Origin of the sequence: Collinsella sp. CLA-ER-H8 (genome assembly GCF_040092335.1) — a bacterium.
Classification (GTDB): Bacteria; Actinomycetota; Coriobacteriia; order Coriobacteriales; family Coriobacteriaceae; genus Collinsella.
In genome coordinates this window covers 32921-49044 of sequence record NZ_JBBNLU010000005.1, presented here as the reverse complement: position 1 = coordinate 49044, position 16124 = coordinate 32921, and the positions used below count along the sequence as shown (strand labels likewise).

Below are 16124 nucleotides of genomic sequence, written 5' to 3'. Positions count from 1 at the left end.
CTGCCCACATATGCAAAAGGAGGCCTCCGCGGCGATGCGGAGGCCTCCTTTTTTGTGCACGGTGTACTTTTGAGTGTGCAAGTGGGGGAGCTGTTACTCCTCGACGATCTCGGTGATCGCGCCGGCGGGGCAAGCGTCCTGGCAAGCGCCACAGGCGACGCAGGAGTCCTCGTCAGCGACGGTAGCGACGTCCTGGAGCTCCAGAACGCCAGCGGGGCAGGAGTCGACGCAAACGCCACAAGCGATGCACTCGTCGGCATCAATTACGGGATGAGCCATGGTAGTTTCCTCTCTGTTGACCGACGCTACAGGCGATGCGCGCCGGTTTGATTCGGGCAAAAACATACCACGGGAGCGACCGTTTGCAATACCCTCTGACCGGCATCTTCATACCGTTCGCCGAGTATGCCAAGGTTTACTAAAAAAAGTGCAGGTGGGGCCGTTGAGCTGCGTAAATGTTAGCTAAAGGTGACTTGAAATATTGAGCTATTTAGCGAGCTTCTGGAAAGCGCAACCCAGAATTGGCGTCCAAAACGGGTCGCGCTTTCCGGTCGAGCCCTCTGGCGGAAACTGCGACCCAGAATCCACACTCAGACTGGGATCTATTTTCCCGAGGGCCTTGGTTGCGGAAACTGCAGCCCGGAATTCACGCTCAAACCGGGATTTGCTTTCCGCAGGGCCATCCCGAGGGGTTCCAGACCCAAGCCTCAGCCATCTCTACATAGATCTCGATAGATTTGCCGAGAACTCATTCAGCGCATCTACCTGCGCATTTAAGAACCTAAACTCTCAGCAATAAGAAATCTTATATGAATTGACTTAGATTTTGTATATTCCGGCCCATAAGGGGATACACTACATCCTGAAAGACAAGCCGAAGCGCCGCGCGACAGATCGTCGAGGCGGCGCGAACGCAAAAGAGAGAGGGAATTTCTAATGAGTAAGATTCTTGGTATCGACCTTGGTACTACTAACTCCGCTATGGCCGTTCTCGAGGGCGGTTCTCCGACCATTATCGTGAACGCCGAGGGCGACCGCACCACCCCGTCCGTCGTGGGCTTCCGTGCCGACGGCGACCGCGTCGTGGGTAAGGCCGCTAAGAACCAGGCTGTCACCAACCCCAAGAACACCGTGTTCTCCATCAAGCGCTTCATGGGCCGCAAGTACTCCGAGTGCACCTCCGAGATCAAGACCGTGCCGTATGAGGTCAAGGAGGGCCAGGGTGGCCGTGCCGTCGTCGATATCGAGGGCAAGGATTACACCGCCGAGCAGGTGAGCGCCATGACGCTCGCCAAGATGAAGGCTGACGCCGAGAAGTATCTGGGCGAGACCGTCACCGACGCCGTCATCACCGTCCCGGCCTACTTCAACGACGCCCAGCGTCAGGCCACCAAGGACGCCGGTAAGATCGCTGGCCTCAACGTCAAGCGTATCGTCAACGAGCCGACCGCTGCTGCTCTGGCCTATGGCCTGGACAAGCAGGGCACCGACCAGCGCATCCTGGTCTTCGACCTGGGCGGCGGCACCTTCGACGTCTCCATCCTCGACCTCGCCGACGGCGTGTTTGAGGTTCTGTCCACCTCGGGCGATAACCACCTGGGCGGCGACGACTGGGATCAGCGCGTCATCGACTGGATGGCCGATAAGTTCCAGCAGGAGAACGGTGTCGACCTGCGTCAGGACCCCATGGCCCTGCAGCGTCTGAAGGAGGCCGCCGAGAACGCCAAGAAGGAGCTCTCCGCCGCCCAGCAGACCACCATCAACCTGCCGTTCATTACCATGAACCAGTCCGGCCCGCTGCACCTCAACTACACGCTGACCCGCGCCGAGTTCGAGAAGATCACCCGCGACCTGCTCGAGCGCTGCAAGCAGCCTGTCACCAACGCCCTGCGCGACGCCAAGCTTAAGCTCTCCGATCTGACCGAGGTCATCCTCGTCGGCGGCTCCACCCGTATGCCCGCCGTCCAGGAGCTCGTCAAGACCATGACCGGCAAGCAGCCCAACATGTCCGTGAACCCCGACGAGGTCGTTGCCGACGGCGCTGCCGTCCAGGGCGGCGTGCTCACCGGCGACGTCGAGGGCATCCTGCTGCTCGACGTTACCCCGCTGTCGCTGGGCGTCGAGACCATGGGCGGCATCATGACCAAGATGATCGACCGCAACACCACGATCCCGACCTCCAAGACCGAGGTCTACTCCACCGCTGCCGACAACCAGACCAGCGTCGAGATCAACGTGCTCCAGGGCGAGCGCGAGCTTGCTCGCGACAACAAGTCGCTCGGTAAGTTCCAGCTGACCGGCATCCCGGCTGCCCGCCGCGGCGTGCCGCAGATCGAGGTTACCTTCGACATCGACGCCAACGGCATCGTCAAGGTCTCCGCTAAGGACAAGGGCACCGGCAAGGAGCAGCAGATCACCATTTCCGGTTCCACCGCTCTGTCCGACGACGAAGTCGATCGTATGGTCAAGGACGCCGAGGCTCATGCCGAGGAGGACAAGAAGCAGAAGGAAGAGGTCGAGGTCCGCAACCAGACCGACAGCCTGTGCTACTCCACCGAACAGACCCTCAACGAGCTGGGCGACAAGGTTTCCGCCGACGTGAAGTCCAAGGCCGAGGCCGCTATCGCCGACGCCAAGAAGGCGCTCGAGGGCTCTGACGTCGAGGCCATCAAGGCCGCCGGCGAGTCCCTGCAGTCTGTGGCCTACGAGCTGGCTCAGGTTGTCTACGCCGACGCTCAGCAGCAGACCGACGGTGCCGCCGGTGCCCAGCCTGCCGACGATGACGTCGTCGACGCCGACTACGAGGTTGTGGACGACGAGGACAAGTAATCATGTCCGCTCGTAAAGCTCGCACGGAGGCGGCCGCCGTTGGTGCCGCCCCCGTTGACTCTGAGGAGAAGGACGTGAAGATTCCCGTAGAGGCCGTTGACGATACCGAGGCCAACGAGGCCCCGGCCGCCGAGGCTGCCGAGAACCAAGTAGAGGATTCCAACAAGGAGGCGACGATGACCGAGGACGAGATGGTGGAAGCCGCTATCCGCGCCGGTGAGGAAGCCGCCGACAACGACTTTAAGCTCAAGTTCGAGCAGGCTCAGAAAGAGCTTGCCGACGTGCGCAACGAGCTTGATGCTGCGGCAGAGGCTCAGAAGGCCGCCGAGGACAAGGCAAAGGACGCCACCGAGCGCACCGCCCGTCTGCAGGCCGACTGGGAGAACTTCCGTCGCCGCACCGCCAACGAGCGTATCGCCGAGCGCGAGCGCGCGACCGAGAAGCTCGTCACTGCGCTGTTGCCGGTGGTCGACGATATCGAGCGTGCGATCGACCATGCCCGCAGCCAGGAGCTTGCCGACGACTTTAAGCAGTTCGTCGATGGCGTTGACGCGGTACATGCCAAGCTGCTCGACGTGTTTGCGCATGAGGGCGTTGAGCCCATCGACCCCAAGGGCGAGGCGTTCGATCCGCTCGAGCATCAGGCCGTGGGCCGCGTCGAGGACGCGTCGCAGTACGACGAGACCGTCAACGACGTGTACCAGAAGGGCTACCGCATGGCGGACCGCATTCTGCGTTCCGCGATGGTGACGGTGACCTACGGTGGCGAGAAGCGCCCCGCACCGGAGCCCGAAGCGGCGCCCGAGGATGCTGCGGCCGATACGGCCGAGAGCACCGAGGAGTAATTGAGAAGGGCCCCGGGGCAGCACCCGGGGCCCTTTCTGGCCTAGTGCCATATGAAAGCATGAGCCGCCGCCCGCTGGGCGGCGGATGAAACAGGAGAGGAGCTACGATGGCTGCAGGCAAAACCTTCTATGACATCCTGGGCGTATCCAAGAGCGCCTCCGACAAAGAGATCAAGAGCGCGTTTCGCAAGCTCGCGCAAAAATATCACCCCGATGCCGGCGGCGACGAGGCCAAGTTCAAGGAGATCAGCGAGGCCTACGAGACGCTTTCGGACGAGAAGAAGCGCAAAGAGTACGACCAGATGCTCATGTTTGGCGGCATGCCGGGCGCAGGCGGCGCGTATGGCGGAGGCTACGGTGCCGGCGCAGGTGCCAGCGGCTGGGGCGACATCTTCGACAGCATCTTTAGCGGCAACGGCGCTTGGGGCAGCGATTGGGGCTCGGGCTTTGCCGGGGCTGCGGGCGCTGCCGGTGCCGGCGCTGGCCGCAGCCGTGCTCGCAAGGGCGGCGACCTGTCGCTGACTGTCGACGTGACGGCCGAGGACGCGTTTCGCGGCGTGACGCACAAGGTCACTTACCGCATTCCCTCGACGGGCGAGCAGCAGACCATCACGGTCTCGGTGCCTGCGGGTGCGGTCGACGGCGGCAAGCTGCGCTACAAGCGTCGCGGCGAGTATGGCGTTGCCGGCGGCGAGCGCGGCGACCTGGTCGTGACCACGCACGTGGAGGAGCATCCACTGTTTAAGCGTAAAGGTGCCGACGTGACCATGGAGGTACCGGTCTCGGTCTATGAGGCGGCGCTCGGCTGCACGGTGGACGTGCCGACGCCCGGCGGTGCGACGGTTCGTCTGAAGGTGCCCGCGGGTACCCAGACGGGCAAGAAGTTCCGCTTTAAGGAAATGGGGGCGCCCGACGTTAAGCACCGTGGCCGCACAGGTGCACTGCTCGTCGAGATCAAGGTGCAGGTCCCCACGAACCTATCCGATGACGAGCGCGATGCCATGACCAAGCTGCGCGAGGCCGACACGCGCGATTATCGCGAGAAGGTCAACCGTTACAAGGCGACGTACTAGGGCGGTCGTGGCGCACACCCGCGCCCGCGGGCTTATGATGGACGATAACGAGACGGAAAGGGGTCAGGTAGCATGGCCGAGGACAATAGGAATAAACCGCTGTACATGATTAGCGTGGCGGCCGAGTTGACCGGCATGCATCCGCAGACTCTGCGCGTCTACGAGTCTAAGGGCCTGGTGAACCCCCAGCGCTCGGGCGGCAACACGCGTCTGTATTCGCGTGCCGATATCGAGCGCCTGGAGCTCATCAACCAGCTGACCGACGAGGGCATCAACCTTGCCGGCGTGGTGCGCATCCTCGATATGAAGGAGCGTGCCGAGGAGCGCGAGCGCGAGAACGAGAAGCTTCGCGCCCGCGTGCGCCAGCTCGAGGACGAGCTGCACGAGTACAAGATGCAGAAGAAGATCACCGCCCTGGCCCCGCGCGACGGCTCGGTTAACCCCGAACAGGTCATGCGCAAGCTGCTGGGTGCCGGCGGGGATTTGTAGTTACGCGGTTTTACCAAACCGCGTAACGGGCCGACGCTGCGCGCCGCCCAGAGCGACAATTTGTCATTCAAAAGGCAAGGCATGACCAGAAGGTCTATGCCTTGCCTTTTCCATGCCAACTTGTTCGCTCTGGACGTCGCTCGCTGTCCGTCCTCTACCTGCGGCGTTGCCTTGCTCCGGATACGGTAGGGTAGTCATTGGGGGGACGTTCTTAAATGACTAGTCGAAAGGGACACTCTTGCACCAAATCTGCCGGCCCTCGCCGGGTTCGTACCTTACTTTACCGAGATAAAGTGAACGTGCAGATTCGTAACCCACTCGCAACCGTTCTATGGCACGATATTGAACGAATGCATGCTATGCGCCCAAATCTTTTGGGCAGAGTGGGAGACAGTATGGTTAAGCTGTACGAGGACGGCATCTACCTGCGCGGTGGCAGCGAGGTTGTGCCTGAGGCCGAGGCTGCCGAGCGCGGTATTACGCAGACGCCCGAGGATGCCAAGCGCGGCACCATCGCGTATTCGATCCTCCAGGCACACAATACGTCCGGCGACCCCGAGGCGCTCAAGATTCGCTTCGACGCCATGGCGAGCCACGACATCACCTTTGTCGGCATCATCCAGACGGCGCGCGCCTCGGGCATGGAGCAGTTCCCGCTGCCCTACGTGCTCACCAACTGCCACAACTCGCTGTGCGCCGTGGGCGGCACCATCAACGAGGACGACCACGTCTTTGGTCTCTCGGCTGCCAAGAAGTACGGCGGCATCTTCGTCCCGCCGCACATCGCCGTCATCCACTCCTTTATGCGTGAGAATTTCGCCGGCTGTGGCAAGATGATCCTGGGCTCCGACTCGCACACCCGCTACGGCGCTCTGGGCACCATGGCCGTGGGCGAGGGCGGTGGCGAGCTGGCAAAGCAGCTGCTGCGCGACACCTACGATGTCGCCTATCCCGGCGTCGTTGCCATCTACCTCACGGGCGCTCCGCGCCCCGGCGTTGGCCCGCACGACGTGGCGCTCGCCATCATCCGTGCCGTCTTTGCCAAGGGTTACGTTAAGAACAAGGTTATGGAGTTCGTGGGCCCCGGTATCGCGAGCATGACGACCGACTACCGCAACGGCGTCGACGTCATGACCACCGAGACCACCTGCCTGTCGAGCATCTGGGCCACCGACGAGGACACGCACGCGTTTTTGACCATGCACGGTCGCGGCGAGGACTACCGCGAGCTCAAGCCCGCCGATGTTGCCTACTACGACGGCTGCGTCGAAGTCGATCTGTCGAGTATCAAGCCCATGATCGCGTTGCCGTTCCATCCTTCTAACGGCTTTGAGATCGACGAGCTCAACGAGAACCTCGAGGACATCCTGCATGAGGTGGAGCTCGAGGCCGCCAAGATCGGCGAGGGCAAGACGCACTTTAGCCTGCTCGACAAGATCGTCGACGGCAAGCTGCACGTGCAGCAGGGCGTTATCGCCGGCTGCTCGGGCGGCAACTACGACTCCGTGGTCCAGGCTGCTCGCGTGCTCAAGGGCGCTAACACCGGCTGCGGCGAGTTCTCGCTGTCGGTCTATCCCACGAGCCAGCCCGTGGCACTCGAGCTTACACGCCGCGGCTACATCTACGACCTTATGGAGGCCGGCGCGATTGTGCGCACGGCATTCTGCGGCCCGTGCTTCGGCGCCGGCGACACGCCTGCCAACAACGGCCTTTCGATCCGCCACACCACGCGCAACTTCCCCAATCGCGAGGGTTCCAAGCCGGGCAACGGTCAGCTGAGCGCCGTGGCCCTGATGGACGCCCGCTCCATTGCGGCGACGGCTGCCAACGGCGGCGTCCTGACGCCGGCGACCGACCTGCCCGAGGAGACTTGGGACGAGGCCTGCGAGTACACCTTTGACGACGCGCCGTACAAGAAGCGCGTGTACTGGGGCTTTGGCAAGGCTGAGCCGGCCGACGAGCTGGTCGAGGGCCCCAACATCAAGCCGTGGCCCGCGATGGAGCCTCTCGGCGACGACATCCTGCTCAAGGTGTGCTCCAAGATCATGGACCCGGTCACTACGACCGACGAGCTCATTCCCTCGGGCGAGACGAGCTCCTTCCGCTCCAACCCGCTGGGTCTGGCCGAGTTTACGCTCAGCCGTCGCGACCCCGCCTACGTGGGCCGCTCCAAGGAGGTCGACGCGGTGGAAAAGCGCCGCGTTGCCGGCGAGGCAGCGGGCGACCTGGCGGCACTCGATGCCGAGCTTGCCAGCGTGTTTGAGGCGCTGACCGGCGCGGGTGTCGCGGCCGATGCCAAGGCGACTGAGTACGGCTCCATGCTCTATGCCAAGAAGCCCGGTGACGGTTCTGCCCGCGAGCAGGCCGCGAGCTGCCAGCGCGTAATTGGCGGCCTGGCCAACATCGTCCACGAGTACGCCACCAAGCGCTATCGCTCCAACGTGATGAACTGGGGTATGGTGCCCTTCCAGATGGAGGCCGAGCCCAGCTTTGAGGTGGGCGACTACGTCTTTGTGCCGGGTATCCGCGCCGCGCTCGACGGCGACCTGAAGGACATCGCCGCTTACGTGGTTCGCGCCGATGGTGCGGTCGAGCAGATTGAGCTCTACATTGCCGATATGACGGCAGAGGAGCGTGCCATCGTCAAGGCCGGCTGCCTGATCAACTACAACAAGTTCAAGGCCGCTGCCGATTAACGCACTTTATTGTCCGCCCGGGACTTACCCTTTCCCGCCCGCTCACGCGCTTCGCGAGGGTCGCGTTCGGGAAAGGGTAAGTCCCGGGCTACATTTCTGCGTTCTCGTTGGGTCTTGAGGGACGCTAATAAATAGGCTTGCTTGATGCCGCCTCTGTTATCGGGGCGGCTTCTTTTTGTCAAAAACCACCACAAAGGGGGCAGGCACCTTTGTGGTGGTTCACGGTTTGTCTCGACTTGTAACATCTTGGCCGCTAAAAGTGGGCCTGGTGTTACAGATTGAGACAAACAATCGCCGCCGATCATTTCATCTCAATCTGTAACATCTAGGATCGAAAAGGGCCGCTAGATGTTACAGATCGAGACAGTGGAACATCGGAGCCGAAACCACCACAAAGGTGCCTGCCCGGCGGGTCCTTATTTCGATGGGGTCCAGGTTATTTCATCGTCAAATAGCCAAGTGCGTGCCGAGCCACTGTTGCGCGCTGTCTGCGGATCGGGCTCGCAAGTTTGTTCGTAGGCATCCTCGGTACACCGATCCATAAAATCGACGACTGCCGTCTGGTCGCCCTCCATGACGTAGATTACGTCGCCATCCGAGATATAGACTCCCGGTCCTTCATTGTCCACGCAGCCGGGGTCGTATGAGACGTTGCACAATTTGCTCCCGTTTGCCGCATCGAGCTCAAGGGTCGAATAATACCCGCCAACCATTTGGCTATTCTTGGCTCGATATGTTGCGGCGCCGTACCACCGCTTAAACGTCTTGCCTTTGAGTAAACTGGTTGCCTTGCCGATAAGCTGCTCATCTTTGGTGTAGCGCCTGGCTCCAAGTTCGATACGGGGATAGTTGCTGACACCAAGCGCTGCGGGCGTACCGTCAAAATCGACGGTGACCGAATCGGGTTTGACGATATCGGTGAGGACCTCGATGGGATAGCTTACGGTCTCAACCGCCGCCTGCGTCGCAGAGGCGGGGAGAAATGCGAGATAGATAATTCCTACGCCGACTGCGGTAATCGCAAACGCTAAGACGAGCAGGCCGATATAGGTGGAGCGTTTCACGGCGGGTACCTCGCAAATAGTATGCATTCATTAAGATAAGTGATACCAGCTTACGACAATATTCAAAAGAAAGCGATCGATCGAAATGACGGGGTGAAAAGGCCCTATTGGGCTTCGATTTGACCTCTAATAGAAATATTTGCCCCACTCATTCTGGGCGTGAGGTCAATAATTGAGTCCACGAGTTTTGAGCGATACTCTTCTCACTAAACTCACTATTTTCACTATAAGCACTATAAATACGATAGGGGGACGACGAGAACAATGTGACGTGCGATAGCTAAGCCGTTTAAGCCGGACTCTGACCTTGAATCTCTGCCTCTATCTGTGCGAACGGGCTATTGTCGGTTCTCGATTCCATCGCTGCGTTTTCGTTGGGTCTTGAGGGACGCTAAGAAATGGACTTGCTTGATGCCGCCTCTGTTATCGGGGCGGCTTCTTTTTGTCGAAAACCGCCACAAAGGGGACAGGCGCCTTTGTGGCGGCTCGATTTGTCTTAATCTGTAACATCTTGGCCGCTAAAAGTGGGCTTGGTGTTACAGATTTAGATTTTCGATTCGGGCGTCTTCTGTTCGTCTCGATTTGTAACAGATGGAGCTCTATTTGCCGAGTAGATGTTACAGATTGAGACAAACGGGCGCCGTTGGCCATTTCATCTTGATTTGTAACATCTGGAGCCATAAACAGTTGCTAGATGTTACAGATTGAGATAGTAAGGGGACGAGGCCGCAGCGGGCGAGCGTGCCTACTCCCTATCTCTCAATCACTCAGAAAATCTTATATATAGAGACTTAGATTTGTGTATAAGATCGTACAAAGCTGGCAACAATACTTCTCGAACAACGTGAAGCCGCCCCGTAGGGCGGCCGCCCCAAGAGAGGTGATTCCATGAGAATCGATAAGCTAGCAATGACGTCGCGCGAGGCGTTGCAGACCGCCATGAGCACGGCTGCCGACGCGCAGGCCGGCGCGGTGGAGCCGATTCACCTGCTGTCCGCCTTACTCGGTGCCGGCGAGCGCAATATCTCCGTGATCATCGAGCGCATCGGTGCCGACCCGGCCCAGCTCGCGCGTTCCACGCAGGATGCCATCGACCACGCGCCCAAGGTTTCGGGCGAGGGTCAGCAGATGGGCCTGTCCAATGAGCTCGTCCGCGTCATCGAAAAGGCCGAGAAGAAGGCCACCAAGATGGGCGATAGCTTTGTGGTGACCGAGCATCTGCTGATGGCACTTGCCGAGGACAAGGGCGAGGCCGGCCGCGTGTTGCGCGACGCCGGCGTGACCAAGGAGCGCATCGAGCAGGTCTACGAGGAGCTGCGTGGCGATGACCGCGTGACGTCTGCCGAGGACAAGACCCAGTTTGAGGCGCTGGAGCAGTACGGACGCAACATCTGCGACCTTGCCCGCGCCGGCAAGCTCGACCCTGTCATCGGCCGTACCGACGAGATCCGCCGTACCATCCAGGTCCTGTCCCGCCGGACCAAGAACAACCCCGTGCTCATTGGCGAGCCGGGCGTCGGCAAGACGGCCATCGTCGAGGGCATCGCCCAGCGTATCGTGGCCGGCGACGTACCGAGCACCCTGCGCGACCGCGACCTCATCGAGCTCGACATGAGCGCGCTGGTCGCCGGCGCCAAGTACCGCGGCGAGTTTGAGGACCGCTTGAAGGCCGTGCTCAAGGAAGTGCAAAAATCGGAAGGCAAGGTCATCCTGTTCATTGATGAGCTCCACACCATCGTGGGCGCGGGTGCCACCGAGGGCTCCATGGACGCCGGCAACATCCTCAAGCCGGCGCTCGCCCGTGGCGACCTGCACGCGATCGGCGCGACCACGCTCGACGAATACCGCAAGTACATCGAGAAGGACGCGGCGCTCGCCCGTCGTTTCCAGACCGTTATGGTGAGCGAGCCTACCGTCGAGGACACCATTTCGATCCTGCGTGGTCTGAAGGAGAAGTACGAGATCTTCCACGGTGTGCATATCACCGATAGCGCGCTCGTGGCAGCTGCCGACCTCTCCGATCGCTACATCGCCGACCGCTTCCTGCCCGACAAGGCCATCGATTTGGTCGATGAGGCGGCAAGCCGCCTGCGCATGGAACTCGACAGCATGCCGGTCGAGATCGACGCCACCACGCGTCAGCTCACTCAGCTGCAGATCGAGGAACAGGCGCTCATGAAAGAGACCGATGACGCCTCCAAGGAGCGTCTGGAGGCCCTGCGCCAGGAGATTGCCGAGGTCCAGGAAAAACTCAACGTGCAAAAGGCCGGCTGGCTCAACCAGAAGAACGCCATCGACCACGTGCAAGAGCTCAAGGGACAGCTCGACGAGGCCAAGAGCGAAGAGGAGCGCGCGACGCGCAATGGCGACCTGGGCCGTGCGTCCGAGCTGCGCTACTCCGTGATTCCGGGCCTGCAGCAGCAGATTCAGGATTCCGAGGCTGCGCTCGAGGCACAAAAGCAGCAGGACGGCGAGGGCCTCAACGAACAGGTGACCTCTGATGAGATCGCCGAGGTCGTGAGTGCCTGGACCGGCGTGCCCGTGTCCAAGATGATGCAGGGCGAGCTCGACAAGCTGAAGGGCTTGGAGGGCGAGCTGCATAAGCGCGTCATCGGTCAGGATGAGGCCGTCTCCGCCGTTGCCGCGGCCGTGCGCCGCAGCCGTGCGGGTCTCTCCGATCCGGACAAGCCCATCGGCAGCTTCTTCTTCCTGGGCCCCACCGGCGTGGGCAAGACCGAGCTCGCCAAGGCGCTGGCCGAGTGCCTGTTCGATGACGAGCGCGCGCTCGTGCGTATCGACATGTCCGAGTATATGGAGAAGTTCAGCGTCCAGCGTCTGATTGGTGCGCCCCCGGGATACGTGGGCTACGACGAGGGCGGTCAGCTCACCGAGGCCGTGCGCCGTCGTCCGTACTCTGTGATCTTGCTCGACGAGATGGAGAAGGCTCATCCGGATGTCTTTAACGTGCTGTTGCAGGTGCTTGATGACGGTCGTCTGACCGATGGCCAGGGTCGCCAGGTGTCCTTCAAGAACACGATTATCATCATGACGTCCAACGTGGGCTCCAAGGCCATCGCCGATCTGTCCGGTAAGGACGAGGAGGAGATGCGCCATCAGGTCGACGCTGCCATGGCTCAAACCTTCCGCCCCGAGTTCCTCAACCGTATCGACGATATCGTGGTGTTCCATCCGCTCGGTATGGCGCAGATCGAGAAGATCGTCGACATCCAGCTCGCCGACGTCCGCGCGCGTCTGGCCAAGGAGCGCATGACGCTTGCCATCACCCCGGCGGCCAAGCAGATGCTCGCCGTGGGCGGCCTGGACCCGGTCTTTGGCGCCCGTCCGCTCAAGCGTCTGGTTCAGCGCGAGGTCGTGGATGCCATCGCCGTCGCTATCATCGACGGCACGGTGCGCGAGGGCGATCAGGTGACGGTCGATGCCGACAAGGACGGCGGCTTTACCGTCGTGTGCGACAACACGCCGGCGGCCACCTACGAGGTCCCCGACGCCGAGTAGATTTATGGGACATGCCTTAAAATCTGCCAGCCGTCTCTAAACGCCAAGGGCGGCGGATCCAATTGGGTCCGCCGCCCTTTTTCGTGCGACAATCGATAATGTTGAACGGATGCGATGCAAGGAGCTATGCAGATGAAAGACGAAATCAAGACAAGTGCGCCGGCGACCGATGCCGCACCCGCCGCACCCAAGCCTGTGCCTAAGCCGGCACCCAAGCCGCGCGACCCCTACATCCGTGCCGAGAACGAGGACGACGACGGCTACGATCCCTACAGCGATCGCCGCCCCGAGCGCGAGCCGCTGTTCGAAGCCGACCCCTGGCGCTAGTTGCATCAAGTAGCTAATTTGGCGATGATTTTCTGGGACGGGTAGTCAAAAAAGTCCCGTCCCAAATCGACTGTCCAGGGAGTCGCATTCGAGCTTGGTTGTCCTCTCAGCCACTCGGCATCCTTCGAGCAGTAATAGTGAAAAAACTTGCCTAAGTGTTAATCAAGTCAGACATAATCTTGCTCTCTAATTAATCAAGAATCGCTATAATTTTGATTAGCTAGAGAGCAAGATTGGAGAATCATGGCATTCAACGACTTGATCGCCCAGAAAATAAAGGACTTTGAACAGCAGGGGGTTCCGCAGGTCTTTGAGCGAGACCTTGATCTAGGAAACCCACAGGAGCCAAAGCGCGACAACATCGTAAATGTGATTGTGGGGGCCCGCCGTTGTGGAAAGACGTATCGCCTGTATCAGGAGATGCGGCGGCTTCAGAGCCGGGGCGTCGAGCTTGACCGGATGCTTTACTTCAATTTTGAGGATGAGCGCTTGCGCCCGTATGAGCCATCGCTGCTGGCGGACGTGCTCGACACGTTCTATGCGCTGTATCCTGTTGCTCGAACCGAGGGCGCTTACATTTTCTTTGACGAGATCCAGGAAATCCCCGAATGGGGTGCGTTTCTGCGGCGTGTAGTCGATACGGAGAAAGCGACCGTCTATGTGACGGGATCTTCTTCTAAGATGCTGTCCTCAGAACTTAAGAGCGAGTTCAGGGGTCGTTCCCTTGTGCGAGAGCTTTTTCCGTTGAGTTTTTCGGAATACGTTCGATATAAGACGGGGAGCGTTCTCGAGTCAGATGCGACCTTTTCCCCGAGCGATGCAGCGCTGCTTCGACATCATCTGATCGAGTATCTTGAACAAGGGGGATTCATCGCGACACTTGAGCAGAGGCCTGCAGACGCGATTCAGCTGCTACAGGAATATGCTTCGCGAACGGTCGCCATGGACGTCGTTGAACGTTACGACGTCAAGAACCCTCGCCTGGCATCGCTGTTCTTGACGCGGTGTATGGCATCTTCGGGACGAGAGCTGTCAGTGAACAAAGTGTACAACGAGTTCAAGAGCAGACAGATACCCGTCAGTCGTAATTCGCTCAGCGACTTACTTGAGTATTATGAGGACGCCTACCTGTTATTTTCTGTGCCGGAGTTCACGCGTTCACTGGCAAATAACATGCGGTCTGCGTCTAAGGTCTACGCTGTCGACCCTGCGATGTTTGGAGCATTCTCTCCCGCATCGGCATTGGACCAGGGCCAGAGGCTCGAGACCGCAGTGTTCAATGCGCTAAGAAGAAGGACTCCCGCGGTGAGGACCGGCTCGGTCTGCCGCCTGCTAATCAAAGAGAAGAGCAAAAGCCATGAGGTGGACTTTGTGGCTGGGGATGCGCTTCTCATGCGGGCTTATAGCCTGATTCAGGTGAGTGCGGATATGGCAAGTGAGAAAACGCGCGAGCGCGAAATTGCCGCGCTTGATGCCTCGATGGCCCAGTTTGATCTTGGCGAGTCGGCAATCGTTACCATGGATGAACAGACCGATATTCCATGCGAGCACGGTGTGGTACACGTTATGCCCGCATGGAAGTGGCTCCTTGCCTAATCATCTATGGTCCTGTGGGGTCAGGACCTCCTGGCTCCTTCATCACGGTTGGGGAGCACGTTGCTGCGCCAGGCTAGTCCTGGGCTTTGATACTCGGCAGCAGGATCTGCGCGAGGTAGTCGGTCTCGAGTTTGGTGGCGGCGTCTGCGTTGCCGTCTTTGCCAACCAGGTCGTTCTTGATCTGGCTATACGTATAGCGGTTGCCGGTCGTCAGCTCGACAAGCTCAATGGCCGTGTCCATGGGGTAGGTCGACACGGGATTCTGGGTGCGCCCGTTGATAGTCTGGGGCACCACGTACGGATAGACGGGGCCGCTGGCATAGACGGTATAACCGTTGCCTAGGCTGACCGTGCCCAAAACCGTATCGCCGTCATCGGGCGTAAAGGTCTCGCCATCGCGCACGGCGACGAGCGTCACGAGCGGCGTATTGGCGTCGTCGCCCAGATAGATGCATAGCGTGCTGCCATTCTGCCAAGTCTCGACCTTGCCGTACCACTCGACGGGAATATCGAGCTGGTAGAGGTCAGTTGCCTTGTGGCGAGCGTCAGCATCACGGGATGCCTGTGCCTTTTGCGCGCTCACGGCATTGACGGCGGCGTCGCGCCGCGCGATTGCTGCCTGCTGGAGCACTTTGGCAGCCGCGGCGGAGCTCGCACCGCCCTCTTCGGCATACTTGGCGGCGGCATCGATCTGGTCGTCAGTCACTGTGTCGGCCGAAGGCACCTTGAGCTTAAAGGTGGCCTGGGCACTTAAATCCTGTCCATCGCTCTTAACGGTGACCTGCGTCTTGGTGGTCGGGACGGTATAGATGGTGCCGTCGGCCGCGATGGGGGAGGCAGCGATGGAGAGCGTGTAATCGCCGGGCAGCAGTTTGATGCCGCGGCCGTGCTCGTCAACATAGAGCGTTTCGCTCACGGAGGAGCCGTCAGAATCCTGACCGCTCACCTGTACGGGAATCTTGGAGCCAGTGGAACAGTCGAGGCCCGCGGCATGCACGCCAATCTGCACTGACATCATCGTGTGGGCATTGGCGGCGACAGTGGCAGCCTGCTCTTGCTGATATCCGTTCCAGGCAGCATAGCCTGCACCGCCGGCGACGAGCGCGGCGGCCACGACACCGGCGACCATCAGATTGCGGCGCTTGGGCGACATCTTGCGATGGCGAACCTCGGCCTCGCGTGCCGAGGGAACGGACGGCAGGGGAATATCGCCCATGGCGATGGTCTCGTCCACGGCAGGCGCAGAGCCCAGGCCGGGAAGCTCGCGGGTCAGCGAATCTTCGGCCGGCAAGCTGTCGAGCAAGATGGTTTCCTCGCTCGTGTCGGATTCGGGCTGGTCGTCGGCCTTGCATTCGGTGTCTTCGTGATCTGCCTCATCTTCGGCAGGCTCAACGTCGTCTGCATCCTGATCATCGGACTGCGCCTCGGCTTCCGACTCATCCTGCACATCAACGCCCGAATCGTCAAACGCAATCTCATCAAGTGAAATCCGGTCTAGGCTCTCCAGGGCCTCGGCACACGCTTCTGCATCTTGGGCCGCATCCTCTTGGCCCATCGTCTCATCTTTCATATATCCCCCAAGCTCAATATCGGGACAACACTGTACCCAAAAACGGGACCCCATAGAGCCGCCGCATGATTTGAAATCCGATTTTATATATGCGTATGTTTTTGAATAGATGAATAGAG

General features: G+C 60.3%; 11 protein-coding genes. 8 read left to right on the top strand and 3 right to left on the bottom strand.

What is annotated here, in order from left to right:
• Positions 1-93 precede the first annotated feature (93 nt).
• On the bottom strand, positions 94-279 hold the full coding sequence (locus AAAX72_RS04525; RefSeq protein ID WP_006235216.1) for a 4Fe-4S binding protein: 186 nt from the start codon (positions 277-279) through the stop codon (positions 94-96).
• A gap of 657 nt (positions 280-936) precedes the next feature.
• On the opposite strand from AAAX72_RS04525, the gene dnaK reads away from it, so the two are divergent.
• From dnaK to AAAX72_RS04500, 5 genes are all read left to right on the top strand, one after another.
• Complete coding sequence (gene dnaK, locus AAAX72_RS04520) at positions 937-2829, top strand: molecular chaperone DnaK (RefSeq protein ID WP_055310046.1); 1893 nt, start codon at positions 937-939, stop codon at positions 2827-2829.
• A gap of 2 nt (positions 2830-2831) precedes the next feature.
• On the top strand, positions 2832-3674 hold the full coding sequence (locus tag AAAX72_RS04515; RefSeq protein ID WP_195445868.1) for a nucleotide exchange factor GrpE: 843 nt from the start codon (positions 2832-2834) through the stop codon (positions 3672-3674).
• A gap of 107 nt (positions 3675-3781) precedes the next feature.
• Positions 3782-4747, top strand: coding sequence for a DnaJ C-terminal domain-containing protein (locus AAAX72_RS04510; protein WP_055285310.1), 966 nt, complete (start codon positions 3782-3784; stop codon positions 4745-4747).
• 72 nt (positions 4748-4819) lie between these two features.
• Positions 4820-5236, top strand: coding sequence for a helix-turn-helix transcriptional regulator (locus tag AAAX72_RS04505; RefSeq protein ID WP_006235210.1), 417 nt, complete (start codon positions 4820-4822; stop codon positions 5234-5236).
• Positions 5237-5631: 395 nt separating this feature from the next.
• Complete coding sequence (locus AAAX72_RS04500; RefSeq protein ID WP_349129256.1) at positions 5632-7932, top strand: hydratase; 2301 nt, start codon at positions 5632-5634, stop codon at positions 7930-7932.
• A 416-nt stretch (positions 7933-8348) separates the two neighbouring features.
• On the opposite strand, the gene AAAX72_RS04495 is transcribed toward AAAX72_RS04500, so the two are convergent.
• Positions 8349-8996 (bottom strand): hypothetical protein, encoded by a 648-nt coding sequence (locus tag AAAX72_RS04495; RefSeq protein ID WP_349129255.1) that lies wholly within the window; start codon positions 8994-8996, stop codon positions 8349-8351.
• A gap of 888 nt (positions 8997-9884) precedes the next feature.
• On the opposite strand from AAAX72_RS04495, the gene clpB reads away from it, so the two are divergent.
• The 3 genes from clpB (at position 9885) to AAAX72_RS04480 (ending at position 14435) form a co-directional block, all read left to right on the top strand.
• The gene (gene clpB / locus AAAX72_RS04490; protein WP_349091066.1) at positions 9885-12512 is read left to right on the top strand and encodes an ATP-dependent chaperone ClpB; all 2628 of its coding nucleotides are present in this window, start codon (positions 9885-9887) and stop codon (positions 12510-12512) included.
• A gap of 132 nt (positions 12513-12644) precedes the next feature.
• Entirely contained in the window at positions 12645-12839 is a 195-nt protein-coding gene (locus tag AAAX72_RS04485) for a hypothetical protein (protein WP_226790497.1), read from the top strand.
• 243 nt (positions 12840-13082) lie between these two features.
• Positions 13083-14435 carry an ATP-binding protein gene (locus AAAX72_RS04480; protein WP_349129254.1) on the top strand — a complete coding sequence of 451 codons (1353 nt, stop codon included), beginning with the start codon at positions 13083-13085 and terminating at the stop codon, positions 14433-14435.
• Positions 14436-14508: 73 nt separating this feature from the next.
• Here AAAX72_RS04480 and AAAX72_RS04475 read toward each other — a convergent pair whose 3' ends face one another.
• Entirely contained in the window at positions 14509-16005 is a 1497-nt protein-coding gene (locus AAAX72_RS04475; protein ID WP_349129253.1) for a hypothetical protein, read from the bottom strand.
• Positions 16006-16124: the final 119 nt, after the last annotated feature.

What these genes read in the sequence shown, in the direction of transcription:
- dnaK (WP_055310046.1), top strand. Translation starts at nt 937, where the DNA reads ATGAGTAAGATTCTTGGTATCGACCTTGGTACTACTAACTCCGCTATG.
- clpB (WP_349091066.1), top strand. Translation starts at nt 9,885, where the DNA reads ATGAGAATCGATAAGCTAGCAATGACGTCGCGCGAGGCGTTGCAGACC.
- AAAX72_RS04515 (WP_195445868.1), top strand. Translation starts at nt 2,832, where the DNA reads ATGTCCGCTCGTAAAGCTCGCACGGAGGCGGCCGCCGTTGGTGCCGCC.
- AAAX72_RS04500 (WP_349129256.1), top strand. Translation starts at nt 5,632, where the DNA reads ATGGTTAAGCTGTACGAGGACGGCATCTACCTGCGCGGTGGCAGCGAG.
- AAAX72_RS04485 (WP_226790497.1), top strand. Translation starts at nt 12,645, where the DNA reads ATGAAAGACGAAATCAAGACAAGTGCGCCGGCGACCGATGCCGCACCC.
- AAAX72_RS04510 (WP_055285310.1), top strand. Translation starts at nt 3,782, where the DNA reads ATGGCTGCAGGCAAAACCTTCTATGACATCCTGGGCGTATCCAAGAGC.
- AAAX72_RS04480 (WP_349129254.1), top strand. Translation starts at nt 13,083, where the DNA reads ATGGCATTCAACGACTTGATCGCCCAGAAAATAAAGGACTTTGAACAG.
- AAAX72_RS04505 (WP_006235210.1), top strand. Translation starts at nt 4,820, where the DNA reads ATGGCCGAGGACAATAGGAATAAACCGCTGTACATGATTAGCGTGGCG.
- AAAX72_RS04525 (WP_006235216.1), bottom strand. Translation starts at nt 279, where the DNA reads ATGGCTCATCCCGTAATTGATGCCGACGAGTGCATCGCTTGTGGCGTT.
- AAAX72_RS04475 (WP_349129253.1), bottom strand. Translation starts at nt 16,005, where the DNA reads ATGAAAGATGAGACGATGGGCCAAGAGGATGCGGCCCAAGATGCAGAA.